Source organism: Nonomuraea polychroma (assembly GCF_004011505.1).
In the GTDB taxonomy this organism is placed as follows: Bacteria; Actinomycetota; Actinomycetes; order Streptosporangiales; family Streptosporangiaceae; genus Nonomuraea; species Nonomuraea polychroma.
Genome location: NZ_SAUN01000001.1, coordinates 9932614 through 9950895 on the forward strand (window position 1 = coordinate 9932614; position 18282 = coordinate 9950895).

Below are 18282 nucleotides of genomic sequence, written 5' to 3' on the forward strand. Positions count from 1 at the left end.
AGGTTTGTCCCCAGGGTGACTCCAAAGGGAGGTTCGGGGATGGGTGGTCAGGTGCTGCGGCTCCAGGACGTCGCCGTCAGGCGCGACGGAGCGGCCCTGCTGCGCGGCATCGACTGGACGGTCAACGCGGACGAGCGGTGGGCCGTCATCGGCCCCAACGGCGCTGGCAAAACCACGTTGCTGCAGGTCGCCGCCACGTTGCTCTATCCGAGCGAGGGCGTGGTCGAGGTGCTCGGGGAGCGGCTGGGGCAGGCGGACGTGTTCGATCTGCGGCCCCGCATCGGGCTGGCGAGCGCCGCGCTGGCCGAGCGCATCCCGCCGGAGGAGAAGGTCATCGACCTGGTGCTGACCGCCTCCTACGGGATCATGGGCCGCTGGACCGAGGAATACGACTCCAACGACGTGACCAGGGCCGTGGAGCTGATCGACATGATGGGCGCGGCCCATCTGATCAGGCGGCGCTTCGGCACGTTGTCCGAGGGCGAGCGCAAGCGGGTGCAGATCGCCCGCGCCCTCATGCCCGACCCCGAGATGCTTTTGCTCGACGAGCCCGCGGCCGGGCTTGACCTGGGCGGTCGCGAGGACCTGGTGCGCCGCCTGTCGTTGCTGGCCGGCGACTTCCGCTCGCCGACGCTGGTCCTGGTGACGCACCACGTGGAGGAGGTGCCCGCCGGGTTCACGCATGGGCTGCTGCTGCGGCACGGCTCCGTGGTGGCGCAGGGGCCGCTCGAGCATGTGATGACGTCTGACACCCTCTCCCAGACGTTCGGGGTGCCGCTGACGCTGGATCGCAGCTCGGAGGGCCGCTGGTACGCCCGCGCTTACTGATTGATCACCTTTATGCGCATAAAGGCCTCCGCCAGCTGAAACCAAATAGGATCTACGGAGTCGGTTCCCTCGGCTTCGGAGCGTCGCCATGTCCGTCGAGCAGCTCATCGTCGCCCTCGTCGTGGTCGCGGCGGTGGGCTTCGGAATGGTCCGCACCATCCGCATCATCCCGCAGGCCACGGCGGCCATCGTCGAGCGGCTCGGGCGCTACCACAGGACGCTGACTCCGGGGCTGAACTTGGTGGTGCCGTTCATCGACCGCATCAAGGACATGATCGACCTGCGGGAGCAGGTGGTGTCGTTCCCGCCCCAGCCGGTGATCACGTCCGACAACCTGGTGGTCTCCATCGACACCGTGATCTATTTCCAGGTCACCAACCCGAAGAAGGCCACCTACGAGATCGCGAACTTCCTCGTCGGCGTCGAGCAGCTCACGGTCACCACGCTGCGCAACGTGGTCGGCGGCATGGACCTGGAACGTACGCTGACCTCGCGCGAGGACATCAACACCGCGCTGCGCGGCGTGCTCGACGAGGCGACCGGCAAGTGGGGCATCCGCGTCAACCGCGTCGAGCTTAAGGCCATCGACCCGCCTGCCTCCATCCAGGACTCGATGGAGAAGCAGATGCGCGCCGATCGCGACAAGCGTGCCGCCGTGCTGACCGCGGAGGGGCAGCGCCAGGCGGCGATCCTGCAGGCCGAAGGCGAGAAGCAGGCGTCGGTGCTGCGGGCGCGCGGCGAGGCGGAGGCGGCCGTGCTACGGGCCCAGGCCGAGGCCGAGGCGCAGGCCATGCGCGCCAAGGGACAGGCGGATGCGATCGGGATGGTGTTCAAAGCCATCCATGAGGGGAAGCCCGACCAGCAACTGCTCGCTTACCAGTATCTGCAGACCCTGCCGGAGATCGCCAAAGGCGAGGCAAATAAGATCTGGATCGTCCCATCGGAGATGGGCAAGGTCCTAGAGAGCCTTGGCGGTCTGTTCACACCCCCCAAGAGCCCAGATACGTAAAAGGAGGGTTCGTGACGGGGTGGGAACTGGTCGCGGTCTGCGCGGCCGGTGTAGTGGCGGGCGCCATCAACGCGGTCGTGGGGTCGGGCTCGCTGATCACGTTTCCGACGCTGGTGGCCATCGGAATCGATCCCGTCACGGCCAACGTCTCCAACACCATCGGCCTGGTGCCGGGCTCCTTCAGCGGCGCGTACGGCTACCGCCCCGAACTCCTCGGCCAGCGCGACCGTCTGCTGCGCCTGGGCGCGGCCTCGGCGACCGGAGCGTTGATCGGCGGGATCCTCCTGCTGTTCCTGGACCCCGACATCTTCGAGATCATCGTCGTCGCGCTGATCGCGCTGGCCTGCGTGCTGGTCGTGGCGCAGCCGTGGATCAACCGCTGGCTGGCCGATCGGCGCGAGCACGCGCACCCGCACGGGGGCCTGGAGTTGTGGCTGGGCGTGCTGGCCGCGGGCGTTTACGGCGGCTATTTCGGCGCGGCCCAAGGCGTCCTGCTGATCGGCCTGCTGGGCAGCTTCCTCGACGACCACCTCCAGCGGGTGAACGCCGCCAAGAACGTCCTCGCCCTGATCGTCAACCTGGTGGCCGCCACGTTGTTCGTGCTGGTCGCGGAGGTGGACTGGCAGGCCGTGGCCGGGGTGGGGCTGGGCGCGGTGGCGGGCGGGTTCCTGGGGGCCCGGGTGGGGCGGCGGATCCCGGCGCCCGTGTTGCGCGGAGTCATTGTGTGTGTGGGGATCGCGGCAATTATCGTACTGGTGTACGGATAGGTGTGATGGGTATAACCCGGACATGAAGGGTGACCGGGTGGAGATCGTCATCGACGCCGGCGGCACGCCGCGTACTTACGAGATCAAGGCCACCCGGGCCGGTCGGCGGGTGGAGGTGACCACGGGCCGGGGTGTCGTCGAGGTGAGCGAAGTCACCCGCAGCGGCACCCCCGTACGCACGGCTCGGTTCATGTCCAGCCGCATCCTCGCCCTCGTGGAGCACCCGGCGGACGAGGTCAGCTGAAGTCGGCGGCGTGGTCGCGCGCCCACTGGCGGAACGTCAGCGCCGGCCTGCCGAGCAGCCGCCGCACGGTGTCGGTGACCTGCTCCGGATGCGTCACGAAGCGTTCCCACGTCGTCAGGGCGCCGTCCACGAACGCCGGGTCGCCCCAGGCGGCCATGAGCCGCTCGCGGGCCTCCTCCGCCGGCTGCTCCTCCCAGCGCACCTCGCGCCCGATCACCTCGCCGATCAGGCGGACCTGCTCGGCCTGGGTCAGCTGTTCGGGGCCGGTGAGGACGTATGCGGCACCGTTGTGACCCGCCGACGTGAGCACATGCGCCGCCACGGCAGCGATGTCCTTCTCGTGGATGAGCGACCGTGACGCCTGTCCGAACGGCCACCGCACGACGCCCTGCCTGATCTGCCCGGCCCACCCCAGCGTGTTGGCCGCGAAGCCGCCCGGCCGCAGGAACGTCCAGCCGAGCCCGGAATGGCGGATCAGCCGCTCGATCTCGTGATAATGCGTCTCGGGTTCATCCGCCACGTTCGCCGACAGGAACACCACGCGCCGCGCGTGCTTGGCGATCACCGTCACCATGTCAGCGGCGTTGCCCGTCGTGAAGCCCGGCCAGAGCAGGAACACGCTCTCGACGTCCCGCAGCGCCGGCTCCAGCGTCTCGGCCGCCGTCAGGTCGCCCCGGACCGTCTCGACGGGCAGCCGCGACCGCTCAGGGTCCCTGACGAGCGCACGCACCTCCAGCCCGGCCTCCCCCAACTGGGAGACCACATGCCTGCCTACATTGCCGGTCGCGCCGGTCACCAGAATCTTGCCCATGGACCGACCGTAGAACCTCAATCAAACTTCAGGTCAAGCCCGGCCGGACCTGGATGGTGCCGTCCCGCCTGATCCGTGTCTCGAACGTGGGCGCGGGCGCGGTCGCGGGCCCGTGCCGCACCGAGCCGTCCCCCAGCCGGAACGTGCTGCCGTGCCACGGGCAGACCACGCACGCCTCGCCGTTGTCCATGACGAGCCTGCCCTGGTGCAGCGGGCCGGCCAGATGGGGGCATTGGTCCACCATCACGGTCACGCCGTCGCCCTGGCGCAACACGAAGAGCTGGATGTAACCGAGCCGCCGCGCCACCGGCCGCCCGTCCGGCAGGTCCTTGATCGGGCACAGATCGTGCCAGCCCAGCGGCACCAGGTGCGACACCTGCGGGGCGTGGTTGGCCCCTGCCGCCTGCCGGTAGGCCATGTGGCCGCCCAGGTAGGCGCCGAGCGTGCCGACGCCCAGACCGGCGAAGGAGAGAATCTTCCCGGGGCGCTCATGGCCGCGCAGCCGGGCGATCAGCGACGCGGAGAACAGGCTGAGCGCGGTCAAATTTGACAACATGTGGACGAAGCCGACCCGCTGCTGCTCGCGGTGGAGCGAGGACCAGTCGGTCAGCCCGGCGGCGGCAGTGGGGAACGCATTGGCCACGCCGGTGGCCAGCAGCAGCCTCGCGGCCCGGGGGTCGGCTCCGGCCAGGTCGAGCACGGCCGTCGAGATCCAGCAGCCCAGGCTGACCGAGGCCAACGGCGGGTGCAGGGGCTCGCCGATGGGCACGCCGTGGAGCAGGTCGCGTAGCATGCCTGTGCGGATGCGCCGGCGTATCGCCTTGGCGAGCACCCTGATCGGCCGATCCATGGACTTCGATTTCTCGAGCCGGTCGGCAAGGGCAACCGGTCCGGCGAAACCGCGCAATTGCCGACGCCTCGCTCGTACTTCCTCTTTCACGACAAGTCCCCTACCCCCGCCGTGAGGGGGTCACTCGGACAGGGTCGCCATGAGATCACTCGGACAGGTGTCCCCTGGCCACGGAGAGTTCGACCAGCTCCAGGGCGTACGCGCCGAGCGAGGGCGAGCCCTCCTCGATGATCCGCACCTTCTCCCTGACCTGCGAGGCCTTCACTTTGAACAGCGGCCACGTGCCGCCCTCGGTGTGGTGATTGGCCAGGATCGGGGCGAAGCGGTCGAGCGCCTTGGCGAAGCGTGCCTCCGGCGTCTTCCTGGCCTCGAACTCGTCCCACAGCTCCCGCACCCACACCGCCTGGTCGGCGGGGAGCAGGCCGAAGATGCGGTCGGCGGCGGCCCGCTCGGCCTCGGCCTGGGCGGCGACCTCCACCGGGTCGTAGATGAACGTGTCGCCGGCGTCGATCTCCACCAGGTCGTGCACCAGCAACATGGCCACCACCCGTTGGAGGTCGGTCCCCGGCGGGGCATGCTCGCCGAGGACCATCGCCAGCGTGCCCACGTACCAGGAGTGCTCTGCGGTGTTCTCCCGCCGCGAACCGTCGATGAGATGGTTGCGGCGGATGATCCGCTTCAACTTGTCGATTTCGATGGCGAAGGAGATCTGGGCGTTCAGGCGGTCCTCTTCTGGCGCGATAGTCACGCGCGACACCCTAATGTGCGGTGATCACCCCGGTTGGTGAAATCGTGACCGGAACTCCGTTGAACACTGCGTTACCACTTGGAACGTCAATGGCCGATTCGTCCGTGAGCGTGTTCACGGAGACGCCCGCGTGCTCGGCCGCCACGCTCTGGGCGCTGCCCGCGTGGCCCCAGCCGTGCGGCAGGCTGACCACGCCCGGCATGATGGTGTCGGTGGGCTCCAGCGGCACCGTGAGCTGGCCCTTCGCCGAGCGGACCACGGCCTCGCCGTCGAGCCCGAGCCGGGCCACGTCGGCCGGGTTGATCTGCAGCGTGCAGGTGTTGCTGCCGCCGACCAGCGAGCCCACGTTGTGCAGCCAGCTGTTGTTGGAGCGCAGGTGGCGCCGCCCGATCAGGACGATCTCCGGCGGCTCCTCGTCCAGCTTGCTCCGCAGCCGCTCCACGTCCTCGATGAGCTGCGGCGGCGCCAGCTCGATCAGCCTGGAGGCGGTCTTGAGTACCTCGTCGAGCCGGGGCTCCAGCGGGCCGAGGTCCAGGCCGTGCGGGTGGTCGAGCAGTTTGCGCAGCGACAGGTCACCCTTGCCGGCCCACTCGCCGTACGGGCCGAGCCGCAACATGAGGTCGAGCCTGCGCTCGCCGCCGCTCTCGCCGTCCAGCGCATCACGAAGCTCGGCCACGTCGCGTCCTTCGACGCCGGAGCCGGGTGTCTCCGTGGCCTTGCGCAACATCTCGTCGATGACGAACGCGTCCAGGTCCCCTTCGAGCCCCGAGGCGATCATGGCCAGCCTGGCCAGGATCTGGGCCTCTGAAGGCTGCCCGTCCAGCGGCAGCAGCGGCGGCGAGTACCGCGTGTAGTTGCGTACGGCGAACCCGAGCAGCGCGAAGTCGTAGTGCCCTGACTGCAGCACCCGCGGCGGCGGGAGGATGACGTTGGCGTGTTTGGTGGTCTCGTTCAGGTACGGGTCCACACTCACCATGAAGTCGAGCCGTTCGAAGGCCGCGTCCAGCCTGTCCCCGTGGGGCGCCGACAACACGGGGTTGCCCGCGATCGTGAGCAGGAACCTGACCTGCCCCTCGCCCGGCGTCTCGATCTCGTCGGCGAGCGTGGCCACCGGCAACTCGCCATTGGCCTCGGGCAGGCCGCGGACCCGGCTCGTCCACCGGCCCACCTGGTATGGCCTGCGGCGTGCCGCGAACTCCGTGGCGGGCTTCGGGAACATCGCGCCGCCCGGCCGGTCGAGGTTGCCGGTGAGCACGTTGAGCACGTCCACCAGCCATTGGGCCAGCGTGCCGAACTCGGCGGTGCAGGTGCCGATCCTGGCGTAGACGGCGGCCGTACGCGCCGCCGCCAGCTCCCTGGCCAGCCGCACGATCACCTCGGCCGGCACCCCGGTACGGCGTGCCACCGACTCCGGAGGGAAGTGTTTGGCCGCCTCCCGCACCTGATCCAGGCCGTTGACCTCGTGGGACGGCCTGACCAGATCCTCGGCGAACAGCGTGTGGACGAGGCCGAACAGCAGGTAGGCGTCCGTCCCTGGGCGGACGAAGACGTGCTCGTCGGCCAGTGCGGCGGTCCGCGTCCGGCGCGGATCGATCACGACGAGCCGGCCGCCGCGCCTGCGCAGCGCCTTCAGCCTGCCGGGGAAGTCCGGCGCGGTGCACAGCGAGCCATTGGACTCCAGCGGGTTGGCGCCGAGCATCAACAGGTAGTCGGTGCGGTCCAGGTCGGGGACCGGGATGGCCAGCGGGTGCCCGAACATCAGGCCGCTGGCCACGTGCTTGGGCATCTGGTCGGCGGTGCTGGCGGAGTAGATGTTGCGGGTGCCGAGCGCCTTGATCAGCGGGGCGCCGTAGAGTGCGCCCGCCATGCTGTGGGCGTTCGGGTTACCGAGGTAGACGGCGACGGACTGGCGGTCGCCCACCTGGTCCAGCGCCGCCTTGACGGCGCCGAAGGCCTCGTCCCAGCCGACCTCCCGCCACAGATCGCCCTCCCGGATCAGCGGCTTGCGCAGCCGGTCGGGGTCCTCGTCGAGCCGGCCGAGGCTGGCCCCCTTCGGGCAGATGAAGCCCTTGCTGAACGGATCGTCCTTGTCGCCGCGGACGCTGGTCACGTGCCCGCCCTCGTCAAGGGTCAGCGTCAGGCCGCAGACGGCTTCGCAGAGGGGGCATGTCCGGTGGACGGTCGAGGTCATCACGACTCCTGAGTTCGCCAGATGGACTCATCTTGGCCCGTGCCACGCGCGTGGGGAAGCCCCGGAGCCCCCGCGGTCTCCGGGGCTTCCGCCCCCGGGGAAGGCCCCTTTACCCCGGGGTCCTCAGCCGACCTGCGCCAATCTCACCGGTGTACGCAGATCGGGCGGCTCCTCGAGTTCGGGTCTGAGCGAGACCCAGGCGCGCCTGCCGTAGAGCCGGTCCAGCCCCGGCGAGGCGGCCCCGGGGGCCTCGTCACGCCGGACGACCTCCACGATCAGCAGCTGCGCCCGCGTGCGGTGCCGGTAGACGTTCACGCTCCTGGCCCAGCAGGCCGCCGCGATCTCCTCGCTGTACGCCTCGAACTCCTCGGCGCTGATCCCGGCCCGCGTCAGGATCAGTGCCTTCTCGCCGGTCGTCGTCGGAGTGATCCAGAGCACCAGCGGGATGCGCCCGGCCCTGGTGTGCATCGTCGTCTCCAGGCAAACCCGCTGCAGGCGGTGCCTGGAGAACACGCACCAGAAGTGGGCGGCGATCCAGTTGCGCCCGGTCCGGGTGGCGGCCGGCGCCGAGATCGCGCTCGTCAGCAGGAGGAAGGGCACCCACCGGCCCTCCCGCGTCGCGTCGAGCAAGGTCAGCGTGGCCAGCGTCAGCGTGGCGGCCACCAGCAATTCGGCCCGTGCCCGCCAGAGCCTGACGAGAGGCCCGCCGCCCCGGGCGGCGGGGAGATCCTCGTTGGCGGGGAAAATCTGGTTGCGTGGGTTCCTCGGCACGTCAGGTCACCTCCTCGTGCACCCGGCGCGGCAGGCGGAGCTGGTCGAAACGTGGATCCCGATAACGACGGGCCCCGAACCCCGTCCTGCTCACGGTCCAGCCGACGTGGTGTGCGAATTCGTCGGGCTCCATGCAGATTTCGCGGTCGGCCCATGCGACGAGTTCCCGGATCCGGGACTTGATTCGACTGAGTCCCTTGGTACCTTGTGAGTACATAGAAGACCCCTTTCGCGGCATTTCTAGAGGTGGCTTCTTAGCCGGTCCGAGGGCTCATGACCAGGTCTTTCGCAGGGTGGCAGCCCATATGCGGGGACATTGGTCGTGGGTCTCGGACCGGCTTTTTCTTGCAGGGGTGAGTCAACGTGCGGCGGATTCGTCAGCGCCGGCTGCTTCAGTCGATTGCGAGATCCTTCCGGCAAACGGCCTCCCTGGGCATGAGCTTCATTTCCGGGACGGCGACGTTGCCGGCGATGCGGCCCCGGCAGGGGCGCGCGACCACAGGGGAAAGGCCCGGTGCGTGCGGCGGTGTCGTCATGCCCGGCCTCCCTCACACTCGAGAAACCCTCGTCGCTACCGATCGTCCTCCGAGGTCCGCGTTGCTGCAATACCTTAAGCAAGGAAGATTTCATTTTCTTCGCTTCTTGCCCTATGGCTTGCCCTGCAACTTGCACGAGAAGTGTCGAGGACTCCCTGGCCGGGGGATAGGGGCGGAAACCCTGATCCGACCGAGAAGGCTTCACGGAGCTTGTCTTGCTCCTACGCTCTCTCCGTGACAGCCTTCTGGCAAGGCCGAACGCGACTACTCATGCAACTTGCAGTGTAAGATTGGCCGACTAGTCCCTCAAAAGCTGAGCTTCCAAACGATTCCCTCCGGTTACACCTTCCTTCCCGACAAGCAGGAGAGCGGACGGTGCCAAGGCAGCAAGGCAGCCCGACGGTACGCAGGCTCCGGCTCGGCCAGGAGCTGCGTTTGCTGCGCGAGCGGCGAAAGCTCACCGGGGCCAAGGCGGCCAGTGAGCTCGGCTGGTCGCCGAGCAAGGTCAGCCGCATCGAGGCCGCGAGGACCATGCCCAGCACCGACGACATCAAGGCGCTGGTGAAGCTCTATCGGGTCGATGGGGACAAACTTGATGAACTCATCGGCCTGTTGCGGGATGCGGAGCAGCGAGGGTGGTGGGAAGATTACGAGGACGCTCTGCCCGAGGAATACACCAGATTCCTGGGGCTAGAGGCGGAGGCGGTCTCCCAGCGATCCTGGGAGCCGCAGATCGTGCCGGGCCTCCTGCAGACCGAGGACTACGCGCGGGAAGTCATCCTGGCTTCCCGGGGCATCGCGCGCATCACGCACAGCGGTGTCCGCAGCCGGGTCGAGGCCCGCCTCGACCGCCAGCGGCGCGTGCTGCACCGGCCGGAGCCCTGCCGGCTCACGGTCGTGCTCGACGAGTCGGCGCTGATGCGCCGCTTCGGCGAACCGTCGGTGATGCGTGAGCAGATGGAGCATCTCCTGGAGATTTCCCTGCTCCCGCATGTCGGCGTCCACGTCCTCACCCTGGACTCACTTCATCCGGTGAACACCGGCACCTTTATTCATCTGCAGTTTGCGGAATTCGACGACGTCGTATACCTGGAACAGTTGTATACTGCCAACTTCGTTGAAGACCTCCAACGTGTGGCCGGATACGAAATCGCTTTCGATCACATCAGATCGGAGGCGCTCGACGAGGACGAGTCCCGGGTCCTCATCCAGCGCAAGGCCATGCTGTGGCGGCAATAGCCGCCTTACCTCAACAAGGGGCAATGGAGCCCCTTTAGCCATTTGGGGAGATAATGCACAACCACCCTTTGAAGGCGGCGTGGCGGAAGAGCACCTTCTGCAATGGCGCAGACGCCTGTGTCGAGGTTGCCCCGCTCGCTGACGGCAACGTCGCGCTGCGTGACAGCAAGGAGCAGGACGGTCCCGTCCTCGTGTTCACTCCTGCGGAGTGGGCCGCGTTCACCTCCGGCGTTCGCCAAGGTGAATTCGACCTGACGACACTGGCGACGACGAGCGCCTAAAGAAACGGCCCGGCGACGTTGAGGACGCAACATCGCAGGGCCGCTCCCCGCAAGGCCCGTCAGGGCCATGGCTGAACTCCGGCTCGCCTCGCGAGCGAGCGAGCGTAGAACACGTACACATCATGGCACAGCATCCCCCCGGATGATCAACCTTTGACACGGCGCCCGTCGCAGGGACTTCGGCGGCGGGCGTGTGCCGGGGCTCTGCCGCACCGCGCCGCGACAGGCGGGTGGGACGCGGCGCGAGCGTGCGCACGGTCGCATTTGTGTTGAGCCTTCAGGGACTGCGCGTATCCAGAATCTCGTACGGGCGAGCCGCATAAACGACTGTTTATTTCTGGTCAGTTACCAGGAGCCCCGTAATGACCTTTCTTCCGCGCGAATATCACCATCGGTGGGTCCTCCCCAATCGCGATTGCGTGGTCCGCGCCATGTTCAACGTGGAACAACTTCTCAAGCCGGCCGCAAAGGAGATAGAGATTGAGATCGAGCTCGCGGATGCCGGCCGGATCCACGCCGCGGACCTGCGCAGCGCCTTTGCGCACCCTCATGCCCGCGGTGTGAAAATGAGCGTGTTCGACGCGGGTTACCGGATATGCATCCATGCGGATCTCGAGTCCTCGCCGCTGACCATCGAGGTCACCGGATATGGGAGTGTCCCTCAGGAGGTCCGGGACGCGATCTCCAAGGAGATCCGCCCGTACGCGCTGCCGGATACACGAAAGCCCTGGCCGAAACGCCTGTGGAGGTGGCTTCGAGCTGATCTGCTGCGCGAGATCGTGGCAGGGGTGATCGTCACCGCGATTCTCGGAGCGATCGGCTGGGCGGTCAGCCAGCTGACATGAAAGTGCGGCGCGTCCTTTTCCTGGACGCGCCGCACTGGTTTCAGGTCAGGCGAGACCGAGGCCCTGGCCGAGGTCCTTGTGGACGTGGCGCCAGTAGTCCACGACCTTCTTCTTCATGTCGGCGGTGACCTCGGGAGCCGAGGTGTGGCCGACGATGTTGCTCACCAGGTGGGCGCGGCCCGGACAGCGCGTCCTTCTGGATCAGTTGATCATCTTTGACAGTGCGGGCAGACGCCCCAGAAGGTGACTTCGGCTTCGTCCACGACGTAACCGCCCGTGTCGGCGGGCTCGAGGCAGGGGGCGACCCCCACCACGCAGTCGACGTCGGCCACGGTGCCGCACTCCCGGCAGACAATGTGGTGGTGGTTGTCGCCCACGCGTGCCTCGTAGCGCGCCGGGCTGCCCATGGGCTCGATCTTCCGTACGAGACCGGCCTCGTTGAGCGCGTGCAGCGAGTCGTAGACCGCCTGGAGTGAGACCTGCCCCACGCGCTCGCGTACGCCGTGATAGACGTCGTCCACGTCCGGGTGGTCGGCGTCGCGCACGGTCTGCATGATCGCCAGTCGGGCGGCGGTCACCCGGAGCCCGGCCTGGCGGAGAAGGTCGTCGTCCCCCATGCCAGACACGCTATGCACTCAACCTGAATGATTCGAGTAAAGGATTTCCACAAGTTCAGGCACGTGACGGCACGCGGCCGCGTACGAGGAAGATCGAGCTCAGGCCCGCGAGCACGGCCAGGCCGGCCATCGCGAGCGCGGCGCCCAGGGACGCCGACAGGGTGCCGTGGCCCTGGCTCAGGGCGATGAACAACGTTCCCACCGTGGCGACGCCGATGACCTGGCCGAGCTGCATCACGGTGAGCAGCGCGCCCGACGCGTCGGCCGCGTACGCGCCGTCCACCCGCTCGGTCGCCATGTTGGTCACCGCGACCTGCACGCCGAGCCCGGCGCCGATGAGCGCGCTCATGATCGCATACGCGAGCCCGCCGCCGGCGGCCAGCCCGAGGCCGAGGTAGGCGGGGGCGGCCACCACGTAGCCGAAGGGCACCAGCGGGCGCTGCAACTGGATCGGCAGGCGCGGCCAGAGGAGCCCGACCAGGCCGAAGGCCAGCGCGCAGGGGACCATCATCATGCCGGACGCCAGCGGCGACAGGTGCAGCTCCCCCTGCAGGTGCAGGGCCGAGGTGAACAGGAAGGCGCCCCAGGTGGCCGGGCCGAAGAGCAGGATCACCAGGCCTGGCCGCATGCCGGGCGCGCGCAACACCCGCGCGTCCACGAGAGGGCGGCCGCCGCGCGCGGTCACCCACCGCTCGACCCTGACGAAGGCCCCGAACATCGCCACGCTCAGCCCCATCGAGACCCAGCCCCACAGCGGCCAGCCGAGGTCGCGGCCGAGCACCAGCGGCACCACGAACAGCAGCACCGCCGCCGACAACGTCACCAGACCCCACGGGTCCAGCCCGGTCCGCCCGCCGCCCTCGTCGACGGGCAACACCTTGAGCCCGGCCGCCAGCAGGATCGCGCTGATGGGCACCACCACCAGGAACACGATGCGCCAGCCGGCGCCGAAGCCCAGCAGGATCCCGCCGAGCGCCTGGCCGACCACGATGCCGCCACTGATCGTCAGCGACCACAACCCGATCGCCCGCCCTCGTGCCGCGCCCTGGTAGTTCCGCTGGATCAGCGTCAGGACCTGCGGCATCATCAGCGCCGCGCCGGCGCCCTGGAGCAGGCGGAACGCCACCAGCCAGCCGGTGGAGGGCGCCAGACCCGCGGCCAGCGTGGTGGCGGTGAACACCGCCAGGCCGCCCAAGAAAGCCTTGCGGTAGCCGAGCAGGTCACCGACCCTGGCTCCGGTGATCAACAAGACGGCATAGACAATGGTGTAGCCGGCCACGACCATCTGCAGGCCGGCGCCCGAGGAGTGCAGGTCGGCCTCGATGGTCGGGGTGGCCACGTTGACGATGTTGACGTTCAGGATGGCCAGGAACTGCCCCACGAGGATGATCGCAAGGAGCAGGCCGCTGGCTCTGGTCCCTCTCTGTGGGTTTGTGTCCACGGTAGAGGTGAAAGCAGCAGCTTGTGTCATGCTGCTCAGTCTGCCGGTGTTTCAGTACCAGTAACGAGAGCCCATTTATACTGGTACTGACGGTAACCGGATAACAGGTGGCTATATGGCGGTGGCGACGGCGAAACGTGCGGATCTGTCGGCGTTCCTGCGGACGCGTCGTGAGCGGATCACCCCGGAGATGGTGGATCTGGCGCCCGGCCCGCGCAGGCGCACCCCTGGCCTGCGGCGCGAGGAGGTCGCCCAGCTGGCCGGGGTGGGCGTGACCTGGTACACGTGGCTGGAGCAGGGGCGGCCGATCAACGCCAGCACCCAGGTGCTCGACGCGATCGCGCGTACGCTGCGGCTCGACAGCGCCGAGCGGCAACACCTCTACCGACTGGCGGGCCACGCCGAGGATCCTGTCACCGTGGACTCGGGGCACGTCACGCCCGAGCTCCAGGGCATACTCGACCGGCTCGGCGACATGCCGGCCGTCGTCTCCAACGGCCGCTGCGACGCCCTCGCCTGGAACGACGCCTACGCCGCGCTGTTCCCCGAACTCGTCAACGCGCCCGAGGCGGAGCGCAACTCGCTCTGGCAGACCTGCCTCAACCCCGCGCTGTCCGCCATGCTGCTCAACCGCGACCAGGAGCTGGCGCGAGCGGTCGCCGTCTTCAGAAGCGCCTACAGCCGGCACGCGGACGACCCGTGCTGGCAGGACTTCGTCCGCCGGCTCAGTGCCGAGAGCGCCGAGTTCGCGCGGTTGTGGGCCAGGCAGGACGTGGCCGAGCCCGGGCCGAGGGCGAAGACGTTCAAGCACGCGGAGCTGGGGCAGCTGCGGTTCAGCACGACCAGCCTCACGGCCGTCCCGGAGATCCGGGTGATCGTGTACACGCCGATGGACGACGCGACCAGGTCCGCAATGAGCAAATTGGTGGGGTCTGCCCACTAATCTGCCGTACATGGCATGCTCGATCCCTGAAAGTCAGGATTCGAGCGGAAATGGCGGCAGATGAGATTCCCCCATGCCCTCCCGTTGTTCGCTGTCGCCTTGCTTGCCTCGTGTTCATCGGCGCCTGAGCAGGAGTTGCAGAGCAAGAAGGTCGATCAGCAGGCGGCCGCCTCGCCGACGGAGAAGCCGACGCCGGAGCGGCGGCCGTACACCATCTCCTTCGGTGGGGACGTGCACTTCGAGGGGATTCTGCGGCCCAGGCTGGCGAACCCGCGCACCGCGCTCGGGCCCATCGCGAGCGTGTTGCGCCGGGCCGACTTAGCGATGGTGAACCTGGAGACGGCGATCACCACCGCGGGCACGCCGGCGCCGGGCAAGCAGTACACGTTCCGGGCGCCCGCGAGCACGTTCACCGCGTTGAAGGCCGCCGGGGTGGACGTCGTGTCGATGGCGAACAACCACGGCATGGACTACATGGAGAGCGGGCTGGCCGACTCGCTGGCGGCGATCAAGCGCAGCAAGTATCCCGTGGTGGGGATCGGGAAGAACGCGGCGGAGGCGTACAAGCCGTACAGGAAGGTCGTGAACGGGAACCGGGTGGCGATCATCGGCGCCACTCAGGTGATGGACGCGGAGTTCATCCAGTCGTGGACGGCGACGGCCGACAAGGGCGGGCTGGCCTCGGCCAAGGACGAGGCCAGCCTGCTACGGGCGGTGCGGCAGGCACGTAAGAACTCCGACACCGTGATCGTCCACCTGCACTGGGGCACCGAGATGCAGAAGTGCCCGAACCAGGCCCAGCTCTCGCTGGCCCCCAAGCTGGTCAAAGCCGGCGCGGACGTCATCGTCGGCGGGCACGCGCACATCCTGCTCGGGTCCGGATATCTCGGCAAGGCGTACGTGAACTACGGCATGGGCAACTTCGTCTTCTACAACTCCAATCCGGCGACCACCGGCAGGACCGGGGTGTTGACGTTGACGATCAACGGGCGGAAGGTGCTGAAGGACAGCTGGACGCCGGCCACCATCCAGGGCGGTGTCCCAGTGCCGATGACCGGCTCCGCGAGGACCCAGGCGGTGGCGGACTGGAAGGCGCTGCGTTCCTGCACCGGGCTGGCAGCCCGGCCCTGACCGATCTATATTTTGGACAGCTCGTCCAATAGGAGGTCGCGATGCGGTGGGTCGAGTCCGGTGACGTGCGGCTGGCGGTTTTCGAGGACGGTGATCCGGCCCAGCCGACGGTGCTGTTGCTGCACGGTTATCCGGACACGCATCGGGTCTGGGACGAGGTGGTCGCGCTCCTGCGCGACCGCTTCCATGTGGTGCGGTACGACGTACGCGGGGCCGGGGCGTCCACCGAGCCGCGGGACCGCCGCGACTACGGCTTCGACCGGCTGATGGACGATCTCTCGGCCGTGCTCGACGCCCTGGGAAAGCCCACAGTGCATCTCGTCGGGCACGACTGGGGGTCGCTGCAGGGCTGGGAGGTGCTGGCGCGGCCCGGGATGACGGCGCGGGTGGCCTCGTTCACCAGCGTCGGCGGGCCGGGGTTGCGTCAGGCGGCGCACTTCCTGCGGCACGGCAGGCGGCGCGAGGTCGCCGCGCAGCTGATCAGGTCCTGGTACATCGGCGGGTTCCTGGTCCCCGTGGCGCCGGAACTCGTGTGGAAGACGATCCTGCCCCGGCTGATCGCGCGGGGCTTCGGCGACGGGGTCGTGGCGCGGGCCGGCCATCCCGCCGAGACGCTGGTCAAGGACGGGCACAACGGGCTGTGGCTGTACCGGCGGAACATGCCTGTCACGGTCGCGGACCCTGATCTCAGCCCGGCCGTCGGAGACGTTCCCGTGCAGCTCATCGAGCCCACCAGGGACGACTTCGTCACACCGGCGCTGCTCGCCTCGATCGGTCAGTGGGTGCCCAGGTTGTGGCACCGCGAGATCGCGGCAGGCCACTGGGCGCAGCGCAGCCATCCCGAGCTCGTCGCAGGAATGATCGCCGAGTTCGCCGCCCACGTGGAGGGCGCACCCGCGTCCAGAGAGCTGCGGCGGGCGCGGGCGGGGGCGCGGCGCGGCGCGTTCGAGGACCGGCTGGTGGTGGTCACCGGGGCCGGGTCGGGGATCGGGCTGGCCACGGCGCGGGCGTTCGCCGCCCACGGGGGCGAGGTGATCTGCGCGGACATCGACGCCGACGCCGCCGCACGGGTCGCGCGCGGGATCGTCGAGGACCTTGGGGGCACTGCCTGGGCCAAGCAGGTGGATGTCGCGAATATCGATCAAATGGAAGACTTTTCGCGAAATATCATCGCTGAATATGGGGTGCCGGACATTGTGGTGAACAATGCCGGGATCGCGGTCGCCGGGCCGATCCTCGACCATACGCTTGCCGACTGGCGCAGGACGATCGACGTCAATCTCTGGGGCGTCGTCCATGGTTGCCTGCTGTTCGGGGCCGCCATGGTGGAGCGCGGCCAGGGGGGACACATCGTCAACATCGCCTCCTTGGCCGCGTTCGCGCCGTCCAGGATGTTGCCCGCGTACTCGGTCTCGAAGGCGGCCGTGAAGATGCTCAGCGACTGTCTCAGGGCCGAACTGGCCGGGCACGGGATCGGCGTCAGCGCCGTCTGCCCCGGCTTCGTGTCCACGCCCCTGGCGCGGCACGCCACGTACGTGGGGCGGGACCTGCGTGAAGAGGCCGTACGCGGGCTGGCGCGGCGCCGGTACCCGCCCGAGCGGGTGGCCGCCCACATCCTGCGGGCGGTGCACCGGAATCAGGCGGTCGTACCGGTCAATCTGGAAGGCAAAATAGGCTACGTCCTGTCGAGGATTTCGCCGCGGGCGATGCGCGGGCTGGCCCGGCTGGGCGGGACGGTAAGAAATCCATAAACTTTCAGGTAACGATCGCCCGCGCGGGAGAAGATGAATCCGTGTCTTCGCCGCAAATGGATGACGATTGTGCCCAGCCCCAGACTCTGAGGCGGCAGCCCGCACAGCGCCGCAGCGCGCGGCGGGTCGAGCGCATGCTCGACGCCTGTGCCGAGCTGCTCGACGAGACCGGATACGAGGCCTTGTCCACCACCCGCATTGCAGAGCGCGCGGGCGTGGCGATCGGCTCGGTCTACCAGTTCTTTCCCGACAAGCGGGCCATCACCCAGGAAGTCGCCCGGCGTAACGTCGAGGAGTTCGTCCGCAGGGTCGGCCACAGGTTCCTGGAAGAGGACCATCGCGGCTGGTGGGAGGCGGTGGACGCGATCATCGACGAATACGTCGACATGCACAGGACGGTCGCCGGCTTCAAGAGCCTGCACTTCGGTGATGCCGTCGACCTCAACATGCTCGACTCCGACTCCGACAACAACACGGTGATCGCGGGGCGGCTGCGCGGGCTGTTCCTGAAGGAGTTCGGGCTGGCCGACAGCCCAGAGCTGGACCTCGCCGTGCTGGTGGCGGTCGAGGCCGGGGACGCCGTGCTGAAGCTGGCCTTCCGCCGCGACCCCGACGGTGCTCCGGAGATCATCGACGCCGCCAAGCAGCTGATCCGCAGCTTCCTGTCCCGCCAGCTGAAATCCTGGTCGCCGCCGGCATAGGGCCGTGCAGCCGTCAGAGGGCCGTGAGCGCGAGCTTGCCGGCGTTCGCGTGCACGGCGGGCCGGAGGGTGAGCCGGAGATCAGTGCTCCATGGCGTCCTGGACCTGCTTCAGCAGCCCCGGCAGCCAGGAAGGAACGTCATGGGGCCAGTGCTTGCCGTGACCGAGCGCGGTCGCCGGCACCTGCTGAAGGTGGGGCCCAGGAGGCGTGCGCAGGCAAGGCGCCGGGAACGACACCGGGCGCGCGTCCCGGGCCTCGCGGAGATCCAGCCTCGTTTCGAGGGCCCGCAGGTTGCGTTCGGCGGCCTCGATGGCCTCCAGCCGGGCCGACAGGTAACCGGCCACACCGGGGACGACAGCCGACAGCACGACCAGACAGGCCAGCGCGAAGGTCATCTGCTTGGACATGCCCATCACAGCCCCTTCCGCTCGCAAGGCGCAAAGCAACCGATATATGCCCTATGAGCTGCACAAACACGCGTACTGTGAGCATGGTTGGACGAGTCGTTACCGAATTTCGTACTGACCGGCGATGTGCATTGACCGGGCAAACCGCCGGGTGGCTCGGTAGTCTCGCGG

The 18282-nt window shown here is 68.4% G+C and carries 21 protein-coding genes; 11 read left to right on the top strand and 10 right to left on the bottom strand.

Annotated features, from left to right (window positions below; genetic code table 11):
- Positions 1-39: 39 nt before the first annotated feature.
- From EDD27_RS46000 to EDD27_RS46015, 4 genes are all read left to right on the top strand, one after another.
- Positions 40-828, top strand: a complete 789-nt coding sequence (locus EDD27_RS46000; protein WP_127938750.1) for an ABC transporter ATP-binding protein — start codon at positions 40-42, stop codon at positions 826-828.
- Positions 829-916: 88 nt separating this feature from the next.
- Positions 917-1837, top strand: coding sequence for an SPFH domain-containing protein (locus EDD27_RS46005; RefSeq protein WP_127938752.1), 921 nt, complete (start codon positions 917-919; stop codon positions 1835-1837).
- Between the two features lie 11 nt (positions 1838-1848).
- Positions 1849-2604, top strand: coding sequence for a sulfite exporter TauE/SafE family protein (locus tag EDD27_RS46010; protein WP_127938754.1), 756 nt, complete (start codon positions 1849-1851; stop codon positions 2602-2604).
- A gap of 22 nt (positions 2605-2626) precedes the next feature.
- Positions 2627-2848, top strand: a complete 222-nt coding sequence (locus EDD27_RS46015) for a hypothetical protein (protein ID WP_127938756.1) — start codon at positions 2627-2629, stop codon at positions 2846-2848.
- On the opposite strand, the gene EDD27_RS46020 is transcribed toward EDD27_RS46015, so the two are convergent.
- From EDD27_RS46020 to EDD27_RS58155, 6 genes are all read right to left on the bottom strand, one after another.
- The gene (locus EDD27_RS46020; protein WP_127938758.1) at positions 2841-3659 is read right to left on the bottom strand and encodes an NAD(P)H-binding protein; all 819 of its coding nucleotides are present in this window, start codon (positions 3657-3659) and stop codon (positions 2841-2843) included. The two genes, EDD27_RS46015 and EDD27_RS46020, sit on opposite strands and share 8 nt — an antisense overlap.
- A gap of 28 nt (positions 3660-3687) precedes the next feature.
- A complete protein-coding gene (locus EDD27_RS46025; protein WP_241564614.1) occupies positions 3688-4509 on the bottom strand; it encodes a Rieske (2Fe-2S) protein in 822 nt (273 codons plus the stop codon).
- Between the two features lie 145 nt (positions 4510-4654).
- A complete protein-coding gene (locus tag EDD27_RS46030; protein WP_127938762.1) occupies positions 4655-5266 on the bottom strand; it encodes an HD domain-containing protein in 612 nt (203 codons plus the stop codon).
- A 1-nt stretch (position 5267) separates the two neighbouring features.
- Positions 5268-7448, bottom strand: coding sequence for a molybdopterin-dependent oxidoreductase (locus tag EDD27_RS46035; RefSeq protein ID WP_127938764.1), 2181 nt, complete (start codon positions 7446-7448; stop codon positions 5268-5270).
- Positions 7449-7571: 123 nt separating this feature from the next.
- Entirely contained in the window at positions 7572-8219 is a 648-nt protein-coding gene (locus tag EDD27_RS46040; RefSeq protein WP_127938766.1) for a hypothetical protein, read from the bottom strand.
- Between the two features lies 1 nt (position 8220).
- Positions 8221-8352: a hypothetical protein gene (locus tag EDD27_RS58155; RefSeq protein WP_277750807.1), complete on the bottom strand. Its 132-nt coding sequence runs from the start codon at positions 8350-8352 to the stop codon at positions 8221-8223.
- A gap of 778 nt (positions 8353-9130) precedes the next feature.
- On the opposite strand from EDD27_RS58155, the gene EDD27_RS46045 reads away from it, so the two are divergent.
- The 3 genes from EDD27_RS46045 to EDD27_RS46055 all read left to right on the top strand — a co-directional run bounded on the left by EDD27_RS46045 (position 9131) and on the right by EDD27_RS46055 (position 11120).
- Positions 9131-9994 (top strand): helix-turn-helix domain-containing protein, encoded by an 864-nt coding sequence (locus EDD27_RS46045; protein ID WP_127938768.1) that lies wholly within the window; start codon positions 9131-9133, stop codon positions 9992-9994.
- A gap of 53 nt (positions 9995-10047) precedes the next feature.
- Positions 10048-10275: a DUF397 domain-containing protein gene (locus EDD27_RS46050; RefSeq protein ID WP_127938770.1), complete on the top strand. Its 228-nt coding sequence runs from the start codon at positions 10048-10050 to the stop codon at positions 10273-10275.
- 362 nt (positions 10276-10637) lie between these two features.
- Positions 10638-11120 carry a hypothetical protein gene (locus EDD27_RS46055; protein WP_127938772.1) on the top strand — a complete coding sequence of 161 codons (483 nt, stop codon included), beginning with the start codon at positions 10638-10640 and terminating at the stop codon, positions 11118-11120.
- A 45-nt stretch (positions 11121-11165) separates the two neighbouring features.
- Here the strand turns inward: EDD27_RS46055 and EDD27_RS46060 are convergent, their stop codons facing one another.
- The 3 genes from EDD27_RS46060 to EDD27_RS46070 are packed head-to-tail and all read right to left on the bottom strand — an operon-like array spanning position 11166 to position 13118.
- On the bottom strand, positions 11166-11285 hold the full coding sequence (locus tag EDD27_RS46060; RefSeq protein WP_241564615.1) for a hypothetical protein: 120 nt from the start codon (positions 11283-11285) through the stop codon (positions 11166-11168).
- Between the two features lie 44 nt (positions 11286-11329).
- On the bottom strand, positions 11330-11737 hold the full coding sequence (locus EDD27_RS46065; RefSeq protein ID WP_127938776.1) for a Fur family transcriptional regulator: 408 nt from the start codon (positions 11735-11737) through the stop codon (positions 11330-11332).
- 55 nt (positions 11738-11792) lie between these two features.
- Positions 11793-13118, bottom strand: coding sequence for an MFS transporter (locus EDD27_RS46070; protein WP_206641956.1), 1326 nt, complete (start codon positions 13116-13118; stop codon positions 11793-11795).
- A gap of 175 nt (positions 13119-13293) precedes the next feature.
- On the opposite strand from EDD27_RS46070, the gene EDD27_RS46075 reads away from it, so the two are divergent.
- Genes EDD27_RS46075 through EDD27_RS46090 form a run of 4 tightly spaced genes read left to right on the top strand, consistent with a single transcriptional unit; the run spans position 13294 to position 17704 of the window.
- Positions 13294-14121 (top strand): helix-turn-helix transcriptional regulator, encoded by an 828-nt coding sequence (locus EDD27_RS46075; RefSeq protein ID WP_127938780.1) that lies wholly within the window; start codon positions 13294-13296, stop codon positions 14119-14121.
- Between the two features lie 60 nt (positions 14122-14181).
- The gene (locus tag EDD27_RS46080) at positions 14182-15252 is read left to right on the top strand and encodes a CapA family protein (RefSeq protein WP_127938782.1); all 1071 of its coding nucleotides are present in this window, start codon (positions 14182-14184) and stop codon (positions 15250-15252) included.
- A gap of 41 nt (positions 15253-15293) precedes the next feature.
- On the top strand, positions 15294-17003 hold the full coding sequence (locus tag EDD27_RS46085; RefSeq protein WP_127938784.1) for an SDR family oxidoreductase: 1710 nt from the start codon (positions 15294-15296) through the stop codon (positions 17001-17003).
- A 56-nt stretch (positions 17004-17059) separates the two neighbouring features.
- Positions 17060-17704, top strand: a complete 645-nt coding sequence (locus tag EDD27_RS46090; RefSeq protein WP_164904091.1) for a TetR/AcrR family transcriptional regulator — start codon at positions 17060-17062, stop codon at positions 17702-17704.
- An 80-nt stretch (positions 17705-17784) separates the two neighbouring features.
- Here EDD27_RS46090 and EDD27_RS46095 read toward each other — a convergent pair whose 3' ends face one another.
- Positions 17785-18111, bottom strand: a complete 327-nt coding sequence (locus EDD27_RS46095) for a hypothetical protein (protein ID WP_127938786.1) — start codon at positions 18109-18111, stop codon at positions 17785-17787.
- Between the last annotated feature and the right edge of the window lie 171 nt (positions 18112-18282).

What these genes read in the sequence shown, in the direction of transcription:
- EDD27_RS46000 (WP_127938750.1), top strand. Translation starts at nt 40, where the DNA reads ATGGGTGGTCAGGTGCTGCGGCTCCAGGACGTCGCCGTCAGGCGCGAC.
- EDD27_RS46005 (WP_127938752.1), top strand. Translation starts at nt 917, where the DNA reads ATGTCCGTCGAGCAGCTCATCGTCGCCCTCGTCGTGGTCGCGGCGGTG.
- EDD27_RS46015 (WP_127938756.1), top strand. Translation starts at nt 2,627, where the DNA reads ATGAAGGGTGACCGGGTGGAGATCGTCATCGACGCCGGCGGCACGCCG.
- EDD27_RS46020 (WP_127938758.1), bottom strand. Translation starts at nt 3,659, where the DNA reads ATGGGCAAGATTCTGGTGACCGGCGCGACCGGCAATGTAGGCAGGCAT.
- EDD27_RS46025 (WP_241564614.1), bottom strand. Translation starts at nt 4,509, where the DNA reads ATGGATCGGCCGATCAGGGTGCTCGCCAAGGCGATACGCCGGCGCATC.
- EDD27_RS46035 (WP_127938764.1), bottom strand. Translation starts at nt 7,448, where the DNA reads ATGACCTCGACCGTCCACCGGACATGCCCCCTCTGCGAAGCCGTCTGC.
- EDD27_RS58155 (WP_277750807.1), bottom strand. Translation starts at nt 8,352, where the DNA reads ATGGAGCCCGACGAATTCGCACACCACGTCGGCTGGACCGTGAGCAGG.
- EDD27_RS46050 (WP_127938770.1), top strand. Translation starts at nt 10,048, where the DNA reads ATGCACAACCACCCTTTGAAGGCGGCGTGGCGGAAGAGCACCTTCTGC.
- EDD27_RS46055 (WP_127938772.1), top strand. Translation starts at nt 10,638, where the DNA reads ATGACCTTTCTTCCGCGCGAATATCACCATCGGTGGGTCCTCCCCAAT.
- EDD27_RS46065 (WP_127938776.1), bottom strand. Translation starts at nt 11,737, where the DNA reads ATGGGGGACGACGACCTTCTCCGCCAGGCCGGGCTCCGGGTGACCGCC.
- EDD27_RS46075 (WP_127938780.1), top strand. Translation starts at nt 13,294, where the DNA reads ATGGCGGTGGCGACGGCGAAACGTGCGGATCTGTCGGCGTTCCTGCGG.
- EDD27_RS46080 (WP_127938782.1), top strand. Translation starts at nt 14,182, where the DNA reads ATGAGATTCCCCCATGCCCTCCCGTTGTTCGCTGTCGCCTTGCTTGCC.
- EDD27_RS46085 (WP_127938784.1), top strand. Translation starts at nt 15,294, where the DNA reads ATGCGGTGGGTCGAGTCCGGTGACGTGCGGCTGGCGGTTTTCGAGGAC.
- EDD27_RS46090 (WP_164904091.1), top strand. Translation starts at nt 17,060, where the DNA reads ATGGATGACGATTGTGCCCAGCCCCAGACTCTGAGGCGGCAGCCCGCA.
- EDD27_RS46095 (WP_127938786.1), bottom strand. Translation starts at nt 18,111, where the DNA reads ATGTCCAAGCAGATGACCTTCGCGCTGGCCTGTCTGGTCGTGCTGTCG.